The sequence below is a fragment of the Methanomicrobia archaeon genome (assembly GCA_011049045.1).
GTDB lineage: Archaea > Halobacteriota > Syntropharchaeia > Alkanophagales > Methanospirareceae > JACGMN01.
This window is the reverse complement of sequence record DSCO01000003.1, coordinates 1-10,544: the sequence shown is the minus strand read 5'-3', so window position 1 is coordinate 10,544 and position 10,544 is coordinate 1. Positions and strand designations below refer to the sequence as shown.

The 10,544-nt window shown below is 49.5% G+C and carries 13 protein-coding genes and 1 pseudogene; 7 read left to right on the top strand and 7 right to left on the bottom strand.

Translation table 11 applies throughout. From position 1 onward, the window contains the following. The first annotated feature begins 210 nt into the window (after positions 1-210). The gene (locus ENN68_00210) at positions 211-981 is read left to right on the top strand and encodes a hypothetical protein (GenBank protein HDS44523.1); all 771 of its coding nucleotides are present in this window, start codon (positions 211-213) and stop codon (positions 979-981) included. A 166-nt stretch (positions 982-1,147) separates the two neighbouring features. On the opposite strand, the gene ENN68_00205 is transcribed toward ENN68_00210, so the two are convergent. The 3 genes from ENN68_00205 to ENN68_00195 form a co-directional block, all read right to left on the bottom strand. After that, positions 1,148-1,351 carry an N-acetyltransferase gene (locus ENN68_00205; protein HDS44522.1) on the bottom strand — a complete coding sequence of 68 codons (204 nt, stop codon included), beginning with the start codon at positions 1,349-1,351 and terminating at the stop codon, positions 1,148-1,150. 3 nt (positions 1,352-1,354) lie between these two features. Further along, positions 1,355-1,660 (bottom strand): hypothetical protein, encoded by a 306-nt coding sequence (locus ENN68_00200; protein HDS44521.1) that lies wholly within the window; start codon positions 1,658-1,660, stop codon positions 1,355-1,357. Between the two features lie 156 nt (positions 1,661-1,816). Continuing rightward, on the bottom strand, positions 1,817-2,164 hold the full coding sequence (locus ENN68_00195) for a zinc ribbon domain-containing protein (protein ID HDS44520.1): 348 nt from the start codon (positions 2,162-2,164) through the stop codon (positions 1,817-1,819). A gap of 35 nt (positions 2,165-2,199) precedes the next feature. On the opposite strand from ENN68_00195, the gene ENN68_00190 reads away from it, so the two are divergent. Then, complete coding sequence (locus ENN68_00190) at positions 2,200-2,397, top strand: hypothetical protein (protein ID HDS44519.1); 198 nt, start codon at positions 2,200-2,202, stop codon at positions 2,395-2,397. 47 nt (positions 2,398-2,444) lie between these two features. After that, complete coding sequence (locus tag ENN68_00185; GenBank protein ID HDS44518.1) at positions 2,445-3,122, top strand: DUF2293 domain-containing protein; 678 nt, start codon at positions 2,445-2,447, stop codon at positions 3,120-3,122. An 865-nt stretch (positions 3,123-3,987) separates the two neighbouring features. Here ENN68_00185 and ENN68_00180 read toward each other — a convergent pair. After that, positions 3,988-4,644, bottom strand: coding sequence for a methyltransferase domain-containing protein (locus tag ENN68_00180; protein HDS44517.1), 657 nt, complete (start codon positions 4,642-4,644; stop codon positions 3,988-3,990). 178 nt (positions 4,645-4,822) lie between these two features. Here ENN68_00180 and ENN68_00175 point away from each other — a divergent pair, with 178 nt between their 5' ends. The 4 genes and pseudogenes from ENN68_00175 (at position 4,823) to ENN68_00160 (ending at position 7,302) form a co-directional block, all read left to right on the top strand. Continuing rightward, on the top strand, positions 4,823-5,404 hold the full coding sequence (locus ENN68_00175; GenBank protein ID HDS44516.1) for a hypothetical protein: 582 nt from the start codon (positions 4,823-4,825) through the stop codon (positions 5,402-5,404). 129 nt (positions 5,405-5,533) lie between these two features. Further along, a pseudogene (locus ENN68_00170) lies at positions 5,534-5,973 on the top strand (EVE domain-containing protein). A gap of 4 nt (positions 5,974-5,977) precedes the next feature. Next, a complete protein-coding gene (locus tag ENN68_00165) occupies positions 5,978-6,439 on the top strand; it encodes a hypothetical protein (GenBank protein ID HDS44515.1) in 462 nt (153 codons plus the stop codon). Positions 6,440-6,555: 116 nt separating this feature from the next. Then, on the top strand, positions 6,556-7,302 hold the full coding sequence (locus ENN68_00160; protein ID HDS44514.1) for a hypothetical protein: 747 nt from the start codon (positions 6,556-6,558) through the stop codon (positions 7,300-7,302). 153 nt (positions 7,303-7,455) lie between these two features. Here the strand turns inward: ENN68_00160 and ENN68_00155 are convergent, their stop codons facing one another. The 3 genes from ENN68_00155 to ENN68_00145 all read right to left on the bottom strand — a co-directional run bounded on the left by ENN68_00155 (position 7,456) and on the right by ENN68_00145 (position 10,341). After that, positions 7,456-8,448, bottom strand: coding sequence for an IS110 family transposase (locus ENN68_00155; GenBank protein ID HDS44513.1), 993 nt, complete (start codon positions 8,446-8,448; stop codon positions 7,456-7,458). Positions 8,449-8,578: 130 nt separating this feature from the next. After that, positions 8,579-9,796, bottom strand: a complete 1,218-nt coding sequence (locus ENN68_00150; GenBank protein HDS44512.1) for a hypothetical protein — start codon at positions 9,794-9,796, stop codon at positions 8,579-8,581. Further along, positions 9,796-10,341, bottom strand: a complete 546-nt coding sequence (locus ENN68_00145; protein HDS44511.1) for a DUF91 domain-containing protein — start codon at positions 10,339-10,341, stop codon at positions 9,796-9,798. The genes ENN68_00150 and ENN68_00145 overlap by 1 nt, the downstream gene beginning before the upstream one ends. Positions 10,342-10,544 lie beyond the last annotated feature (203 nt).

The window sequence follows — 10,544 nt, the reverse complement described above, 5'->3', positions numbered from 1 at the left end:
GCGGCTGTCAAGCTGTTGGGGGTTAGTGATCTAAATCACCCATCACGAGCACTATGTTCCACTCTGCGGGATAATTTTCGAGTCACATTTGCTGCCAGCACCCATTTACTTTACAGCCCCGCTCTACAGATACTTATAAATACTCCCTCACTGTACAGTTTACTCGTAGCTACTGCTGCATAAGGGATTGAATTGGAATGGAAGAGCACCATGACGAAGAAGTGGGTGGTAGTTTCGGACCTTCATTTAGGGATTCCGGCGAGCAACAAGAAGCAATTCATGGCGTTCCTTGACGAGCTGGGCGATGATGTTGAGCGGTTGATCCTGCTGGGCGACATCTTCGATCTCTGGCGGCGGGATCCACTGGGTGTGATGCTCGAGAATACCGATGTCATCCAGAAGCTCATGAGCCTGGAGCCGCGCATTGACGTCACCTTTGTCGTGGGTAACCACGATTATCATGCGTTCATGTTCCCGGAATCGCACTTCGGAACCGTGTTCGATCTCGACCCGCTGCGGCGTGACCTCGCCCTCAGGTACGGTGACACCACGTACCACTTCATCCACGGGTACCAGCTGGAGAACAAACGCTTTGGCAGCCTGGAACTGTACGAGCTCTTCGCGGACCGGCTCTGCATGGAGGGCGATGACGTGGGTAAGGCCGCGGATACGATCTGGCACGTGGCCACGGCAAAGACCGATCTCTGGAATAAATTGATCCTGCATTCGTGGGTAAAGGATAAAGCGGCGAGGATCACCCGCCCGCCGGAAGAGCGCGACCTGGAAAAGCTGCCGAAGTACGCGATCGATCTGGTGGGCAAAGGCGGTCATTACAAGGGCGGGTTCGTGATCTACGGGCACACGCACAAGCCGTACGTAAATATGGCCGCGCGAACCGCAAATGCCGGCTCGTGGGTCGGCCACGCCGCCGACTACCTGGTGATCAGTGACGAGGGCGTAACGCAAGAAAGCTACTTGTAGGAGCTGGAAAACGAGATTACTTCTGCGCTCGCTCTCGCTCTATCTCCTTCACTGCCTTTTCGAATGGGGGAATCGCATCTCCCGATGCCTTTCGCCCTTCATATACTCTGATTATAAGCAAGGCGGACCGTAACGTAACCTGCACGCAGCTGTGGTGCTGTGCACGCTATCTCGTCACGAACGTGCGCATCAGGAGGCCGTCGAAATAAGCGTCACCGATCCTGGTGTCACGACTCAGTATCGCCACCACCTCGAAGCCCATCTTCTTGTAGAGCCGGATTGCAGGCTCGTTATCTGCACGGACCATGAGATACAGGATTTCAAGTTCGGCTGAGGCGGAAGCGCGTTCGAGTGCCGCCTGGAGAATCAGGCGTCAGAGGCCCTGTCCGCGTACTGCCTGTGCGACACCCATGTTCAGGTCAGCCGTGTGCCGAAGCCGGGCTTGGCTCCGCGGTCTGATGGTAAGGTAAGCAACTGGCCGTCCTGCGAGCTCAACAGCCAGAGCGATGGCTCCCGGAAGGCGCTCAAGCGCGGCCACGTCCGCGGTGAAATCGTCAAGGCTGGGATACTTATCTTCGAGAGTTTCGCTCATCCCTGCTGATGACGAGTAGACATCCCGGTAGAGCGCATAGAGCTCCGCAGCGGCGAAACAGTTGAAGTCTTTGATTACCGGTTTCATCACGTGGCTCTCTCTCCTGAGCTCCAATAATCGTAAATGACCCGATGATACAAGTTAAACGGTGCGGTTCTAAGAGCGAGCGAACCTCACAACCGTCTGGAAGCGCGAACGCTCCTCATAGCCCGGTGCCGCGGGCATTTGCGCGCTCGCGCGCGCTCAGTTCTTGTGCTTCCGTATCACTGTTGCTCTCGATCGTTTGTGGCAGTTCGGGCATCTGAGGTATTTCCAACCACCACCGTTACCCGGGCCGTGTGGACTGATGAGATCGGCAAAGGCTGATAGCTCAAATTCATGCCCGCAGTTCGCGCACCGGTACGCGAACGTATGTGCATGCCATCGCAACAGTAACAACAGACTTACGGCAACAAGAACGAGCCAGATATACCAGTAGGACGGTACCAGCAAAATAGCCCCGATAATGGTAATGGCCGCGAACAGCGTAACAGACACCATTGTCCGCATCCAATCCTCTTTTGTTGTCCCGCGGTATTCGTCCTGCGTCACGGTAGACTCTATTCGTTGCGTGCGAGAAGAAGCTTGTGGTGGTTGGTTGTGACCAGCAGCTTGAAAGCGGCGACCTTCACCGGGATCTTTACTGGCAGGTCACACATACACACACACCGATCGTTCCCTACAGTGCAACAGATGACAGATTACAACAGAATCCGGTGCCGTCGCGTGAGATACTCGATCGGCGGCAGCAGCACGTCGTTACCTGCGTGCATGAAGAGAGCTAAAAGGACGTGGTTCAAACAGATTTATCACGGTGCATGCAGGCAGAAAGATGGCACGCAAGAAGGAGCTCGTGGTATTCATTGCAGGTCGAGAAGGAACCTGTAGTGATTGTGGCAAGCAGCTCGCGCGCGGGGACTTTCTCAAGCTAGAAGGCGATAAACCGCTCTGTATGGACTGTGCGGACCTTGACCACCTGGCGTTCCTGCCCAGCGGCGATGCCGCGCTCACCCGCCGCGCAACAAAATACTCGCACCTAAGCGCGGTCGTCGTGACATGGAGCTCTACAAGAAAACGATACGAACGTCAGGGGATACTCGTTGAGCCCGCAGCGATCGCCCGAGCAGCGGCAGCGTGCAGCGCTGATGCGGATCTCCGTGCGGCACGTCGTGAGAAAGCCGCAACGGTTCGCGCTGCACGTGACAAGGCGTATATTTCGCGGTTCGCCCTTACGGTTCGCCGCCTCTATCCCGCATGCCCTGCGGGCGTTGAGCATGAGATCGCGGAGTATGCCTGCCTGAAGTACAGCGGACGGGTCGGCCGTTCGGCGGCCGCGAAAGAGCTCGACGAACAGGCCATTCAGCTCGCGGTACGAGCACATATCCGCCATCGGTTCACTACCTATGACGAGCTGCTGATGGACGGATGGTACCGGGACGATGCCCGCAGTGCAGTCAGAGCAGACGTCGAGGCGATATCAGCACAGTGGCGAACCGAGAAGGGAGCATGACTTATGGAAGAGGTAGTTATTTCATGTGCGGTGAACCAATGGAGGGTGCACGAACTCATGGCAGACAGCACAGACTCCTGTGGAATTTCTATCAGGAGCACTGCGCATGGGAACGACACCATGAAGCATCCTTCTTGTCATCGCAGCAGGTGTCCTGAGCGTCATCACCTTCAACGATGGCATCACACGCTCAGATTTACCGCTCACCATCTTCCTGATCGCGCAAGGGTTGTTCGGGGCTTGAATTATCTCCATACAAAATATCAAAGATATACGAGAAGAGATTCGGTATCGAATCATCGTATCCTATAAGAAATACGGTACGACCCAGAACTACAATAAGATCTCCAGCTATCCGATATTATCTGTTCCTGGTATCGATGCTGTTTCAAAATGTCTGGATGATGTTGCGCTGGAAATATTTCAGGAAACCTCAACGAGGTCCCTCTGTTGTTGATGAGGATCTGTTCCGATTCGATAATTTCAGGATTAAGGTTTGGGAACTGGCGAAAAATCTTTATCCATACCTAACCTTAAGTGAGGGAATTAAGCTGGCTGCAATCGCATTTGAAAGAGATATAACCAAATTAAGCTGCTGTGCACGTTAAATCCGTCTTCGCACGTCCTGTGCTCCGGTGGGAAAAGGGGCCGGGGTTAAGAAATAAACTAAATACTGAAATTGCCGCTCTGCCCATCGCACAACAGCGCATATATGCTACGCTCCCGATGGTCGCTCCGGGCTTCGCCACATTTTCACCTCCGCTATCGCTACGGTGAAAACGTCATATATGCGCGGAACGCTGTGGGAAGAGCAGAGGGGTGTTTATCCATTTCAAATAGTTCTTTGCCATCAAATCTGATGATATCATTTCCTCGAGGATCTTATGTATACGGTTGCGTAATATTTACCGCCTTCTGCTTCCATCATTGCACTGTCCCGCTTTGCATATTCATGGTCACAGGAGAGCCATTCAACCCATGCCTGTTCATGGCAATCCAATTCTTTCGAATAGACCCCTTCAACAAGTTCCGAGTCCTCCCACAATGCAGTCCACCATTCACCGGTATGGAAATTGTAATCATCCTGATAGAATGGTCTCATCTCCTCCGGAATGTTCCCGTTGAACTCCTTCTTGAGCCCGGGAACTCCCACCAGTATCTGACCTCCCTTCTTCAACAAAGGTGCCAGATGTTTGTCTAGATACCCTTCCTCGTGACCGAAGTAATGGAACGAATCCACACTGATGATGATATCGAAGAATTCCTCGGCATAGGGCAGGTCATGGGCCTCCGCATGAATGGGGATTATCAGGTCCTCGAGTCCCAGGTCCTTGAACCTCTGATAGTTTTCTGTGGCACTTATCCAGAGGTCCGTTGCATATACGGTTACACCGAATTTTCTTGCGAGGAAGATCGATGTCAAACCCTTTCCGCAACCGAGATCGAGAACCCTCATGCCTTCTTTCAGGTCAAGAGACCTCGTCATCTCTTCCACTATTCGAATTGCATTAGGCCCCATCATGTTTTCCATGACGAGCTGATCATCTATTTCGAAGTCGTAAATGATCATAGTAACTATAGTAATGGTTGGTCATAGATAGAATTAATATTTTGGTTAAAGTCCAAAGCACCAGAAAAGAAATATTATTATGTGACTCATCGTCGCTTCGCTCGATAATACCGATGTAATGGAGAAGCTCATGAGCCTCGAGCCGCGCATAAACGTCACCTTTGTCGTGGGTAATCACGATTATCATGCCTTCAAGTTCCCGGACTCGCACTTCGGGCACGTGTTCGATCTCGATCCGCTGCTCCAGCGCCATGACCTCGCACTCCAGTATGGTGAGACGACGTACCACTTCATCCACGGGTATCAGCTGGAGAGCAAAATCGTTGAGAATTTGGAGCTCTACGAGCTCTTCGCGGACCGGCTCTGCATGGAGGGCGAGAACGTGGGTAAGTGCGCCGATACGATCTGGAATCTGGTCACTTCGAAGACCAGTATCTGGAACACCTTGATCGGGGGTTTCTGGGTAAAAGAGAAAACGGCGCGAATCACGCTCCCGCCGGAAGAGCGTGACCTGGAAAAGCTACCGAAGTACGCGATCGCTCTGGTAGGCAAGGGCGGCCATTACGAGGACGGGTTTGTGATCTACGGGCACACGCACAAGCCGTACGTAAATATGGCCGCGCGAACCGCAAATGCCGGCTCGTGGGTCGGTGATGCCGCGGACTATCTGGTGATCACCGACGAGGGCGTAACGCAAGAAAGCTACTTGTAGGAGCTGGAAAACAAAGAGTATTAAATCCTCTTGTTTTTTTACGGTTTTGCTCGAGCATTTTTTGGAGCTCGAGCACCAAACGCTCGGCTCTTTCTACTGCGTTCTGAGCCAAAGGTGGTGAAACCAAAAATGACCTACTGGCTTTGTATCACGAATGAAGAGAACTGGCAGGTGGTGAAACAGAGGAATGTGTGGGGTGTTGCGGAACGGCACCGGAACACGATCGCGAAGGTGATACTAGGCGATACGCTGCTGATGTACCTTAAGCAGGAAAAATTGGTGACGAGATTAAAGAATCAAGGATCGCGGGCGTCTTCTCGGCAGCATCTGCGGTTTACACCGATAAGAGCAAGATATTTAGCACACCGAAGGGCATGGGCAACGAACTGTTCCCGCTTCGGGTTAGGCTCAAGCCCGTTGACATCTTCAAGAAGCCTGTGGCGTTCAAGCCGCTCATTCCCGGGTTACAGTTCATAACGAACAAGAAGAAATGGAGCGGGCATTTGATGGGGAAGGCCATGCGGCAAATATCAAAAGAGGATTTTGAGGTGATTATAGGTAAAAGGTGAGTGAATGAATAAAGAGTTCAAAAAGTTAGTTGATCGGCTTCCTAGTTTGTTGGAGGAGCTGGTCGGTTCGCCTTTAATTCTTTGGAGTAATTTAGAAAACCTCCCGGAAAGGGGCATTTACGTCTTTTACGAGGACGGAAAGCCGCTCTATGTTGGTCGCACGAATCGGATGAAAAATCGTATCAAGCAACATGGATGGTCGAGTTCAAAACATAACAGTGCCCCGTTTGCTTTCAACTTAGCGAAGAAAATTGCAGAGGAAAAAGAACTTGATGTAAGTAAGCCCCGGGCAAAACTCGAAGAAGATCCGACTTTTGCTAATTTATTTTCAGAAGCGAAAGCGAGAGTTTCAAAAATGTCTGTCCAAGTCATTGAAGTTAATGATCCAATTATCCAGACACTTTTTGAAGTCTATGCAGCTCTAGCATTGCAAACTTTAGAATATAATGATTTCGATACCCACTAGAACAGCGGAACTGAACTTTTCACGGCCAAGAAAAAAGAACACGTTAATTACAGTATCGGTCAATACTCAATAAATATAAAAAAAACATTAAATGTTTCATACTAGCAGATAATGTTATGAAAGCTTTATTGCTAAGGGTGGGTATTGATAAGGGCTCAGGAGGATGCCTTGCTCCTCTATTTAGAGACGGATCATTTGAATATATCCCCCTGCCTGAGAAACAGGCAACCTCAGAACGCAGAGTTTATGTAACTATGAAAGGAATAACTGGTAGACCCTTATTGGATTTCGTTCCGAAAAAAATCTGGTATTCTCATCCCCACTATGATCCTGAATTTACGACGTATACGTACGGCGACCCTACAAAGGTGAAACGGAATCAATTGTCACAATTAGAGCCCGGCGATTTGCTCGTCTTTTATGCTGGGTTACAGCTCAAAGACTCTGATAATAAGTCACACCTTTTTGTTATAGGTTACTTTAATGTTGATAAGGTGTATGATTTTTTGGAGATTACAGATTACGAGTCTGTTTTTAAAGAGTTACCAAACAATGCACATTCAAAAAGATATTCCAGATTAAAGGAGCTAAAAATAGAATATTCAGACAAAGATCTAGTCATAGTGAAAGGGAAATCGGCCACCAGTAAACTTTTCAGAAAGGCGCTACCACTTGGAGATAAAAACGATAAAATGCGTAGTGAGCTTGTCCCCATTTTCGGGTACAACGGTTCTCTGAAACGCGCGGTTGGTCACTGGATAGAACATGATAACTTTCAACAAGTTAAAGAATGGTTGAATAGGGATGAAAACACCTATGTTAAGTCCGCCGTCACCCTTTACTTACCACCTCACGGTATTTAACAGTTTCGTTCCTCATCGGCATTTTTCAGGACAAGACATACACCTATTCGCGGTCTTCGGCCGCACTATGGCAAACTCCGTCCTTGGGTAGCTCTGCGCTTTAATCAACTTGTCGCGGTCTCTGCCGCATGTTTTCAACCAAAGTCTGCAGCACTACCCTTCGATGCGAAACGGCTCTTTATGCTTCAACATGTAGTAGATCGCCTGAAGGAGCTTTCTCGCTGCTGCTATGATCGCAATCTTCTCGCCTCTTTTCCGTTTTATCTTCTCATAATGTTTCGTTATCCTGCTCTCCGGACACCACTGCACGTGGATCCGTGCAGCCTCCACGAGGATCCAACGCAGGTATTTCGAACCTTCCTTCGTTATTCGACCGTAATACTGCTCATTGCCGGTTTGATGAACCCGCGGAGTGAGCCCTGCATAGGAGAAGACGTGGTCATCCGTAGGGAACCTCGATCCGTCGCCAATCTCTGAATAGATCACTAATGCAGAATACACGCCTATTCCCTTGATACTGGTCAACAACCTCACGTCCTCGTACCGCGTCCCCGCCTCCGCGATCGCCCGATCCATCTTCTTGAGCTCGTCCTCCACCACCGCGTAGATTGTCAGATACGAGTCAATCACCGGATTATGCAAGCGTCTCAGCTCAGTTTTACCCTTCTCGGTAAAGCAGTTCGCCCCCTCGCGATACTTGACGTTCTTCCGCCTCAATTCGGTCTTTATCTGGGTCTTAAGCCTGCCTCGAAGTCGTCCCAGCGCGATCCGGTGCCGTACCAGATGCCGTAGTTCCCGCTGCTCCTTCGGGGGGACATAGGAGGTCGGCAGAAGATCGCCCCGCAGCAAATCCGCCAAGATTCTCGCATCAAGCTTGTCCGTTTTTACCTTTGCGTCCGCTATCATCCGCGTCTTCAGCGGATGCGCCACCACAACGTGATGCCCCAGGCTCTCCAGGAGATCATAGAAATATTCGTAGTTGGTGCTCGCCTCCAACGCGATCTCCAGACCCTCAAGACCCGAAAAGAACTCCTCTATGTCCTGCTGCTCAGTTGCTATTCGCCCTTCCTTAAGCACGTCGCCCTCGTGTGTACATACGATGGCCTGACAAAAACTCTTATGCAAATCCACTCCTGCAAATGTCACGTTTCCACCTCTCGTTTGTTAAAGAGGCGGACTTAATCATACCATCAATAGTGCTTACTTCCTCAATTATATTTAACTTCAGTGCGATCGGCATGGAATCGGGCTCTATGTCGAAGCTGGAGAAGCACAGTCAGTTTGGTAGAACTGAGTCCAAAATCTGTTGTTGAAGGTGCCTTTTCTTTGGTAAGAATCCCTCAAAAGTCTTCGTCACTTCTTCCAGGAGCTTCTTCTGTTCCGTACTCAGATTTGATGATGCCTGTAAATCCTTCAAAACGCCGATGGCCTCGATCGTCTTCATTGTCTGATTCTCAGGTGTTACCTGCTCAGCTGCTTTTTCCTCTTGCTTCAGCTGAACTGGTTTTGCACCACCCAGCAGCCTTCGTAAGACGTGATAATCCTCCTCGTACCTGTATCTTTTCCTTGCAGGCTGATACAGTGGCCAGAATACGATCGGGTGTGAGTTGTAACTTACCGTTATGCCTTCTCGATAATTCTTTGACCCTCGAATCGCTGCAATTTTTGCTCTAAAAGACGTCCCCGGATGAGCTACTCGTCTGAGCACAGAATTATCCGTGTTCTGCTCATTGAGAAGTGCGGCGACATTTTCACAGCCCAGTTTCCCAAACGAGACCACAATTTCGGGCTGTACGATCTTTATAAGCGCTCTAATGTGACCACGGCAGCAGTTCAAATAGCCCGGGAAATGTTCCTGTGGCTCGTTATTATTACCAAAGCAGAGCATCGAATTAATCATGAATACGCCGTTCATCGCTAGAAACCTGTCTACCTGTTGGTCATTATAAGGGCTATCAAAAAGATTACTCCAAAAATTTCTCCAACTCGGTCCCCACGTGTTGATTCGTTTTTGGTAACTATCTAACGGGAAATTGTGCTCTTTTTCCCGCTGACAAAAGCAGGGGAAATGCTTGTAATCGATCCCGATGATCATCAATTTCGTTTTCTCAGTTCTTCGAAAGAGCATACAGCGATCCAGCCATGGCAGCAGACCAATCGCGAATTTGCGAGATCCTAGCTGCGCTATGATTTCGTCAGGATCGAAGGCTTTCTTGAAGAGAGTGCGTAAATAAGTATCTTCCCTTTGAATCGCCCTGCACAGGTCAATAATCTGATCTTCCGTGGACAACTTGGCGAGCAGAAGAGGGCGTACTAATGCGTTTACAGGCTGGTCATCGCGGGATGGATAGGCCACTGCGCAGTTATTACAGCGAGTTATCCGCTCCAGAAGCGAGGAAAGTGCACCGTTTTGGTCGAGTAACTTGTAACCGTTGATGATTTGTGAAACCTGCTCGAGGGAATAGATTTCCATAATCGCTTCACCTCGGTACATTATTGAACCCCCTCGAATGAAAATCTGAAGGTGTATTTCTTCAGTAGCAGATTGGGCACGGCACGACTCGCATACATTACGCGATCAGGGAAATCCCCAGCCACCAAAATTCCTCGCAATGGTTTCTGTTCTTCCGCACTAAGGGCACCAATATAAGACAATATTTGAGCAATGCAATCAGGATTAGCAACGCCAGCTTTTAGTTCTATGACGACGATAGCACCTTGCTGATCTTCCGCTGTAATATCAATTCTACCTGCCTTAGTGGTCCTTTCCTTTCCTCCATCAATAATCTTGAGCCCTTGCTCAAGCTGTTCAATGTTAGAACGGAGAGCCTTTTGGAGGTCGCGCTCCAGCCCAAACGTTGTCTCCAGAATCTCGATGATTTCTTCAGCTTCGTAGTGGCCCATTGTCAAATGAGCTTTAATTGCACGAACAGTTCCGGGATACACTTCGACTTTCTCTGCGATTTCCTCTGCGCTTAGTTTACCTTCTTTTATCAAGGCAATGACTTCTGATTTCTGCTCTTCGGATATCGGACTCATTTTCACTCACCCAAACGCTGACAGCTTAAAATGTGCGAGATGCACATTTTATTCGGATTATCGTATCCATTAAAAATATTGTATTTGTTTAGTTCCCCCTTCCTATAAGCTTTCTGGAGCTTTTCGATACCCATAAAATGCCCCCCCCCTCTCTTTTCCCACAAAACTGGAGTGGAAAAGAAGCTTATTTAAATACAACGTTT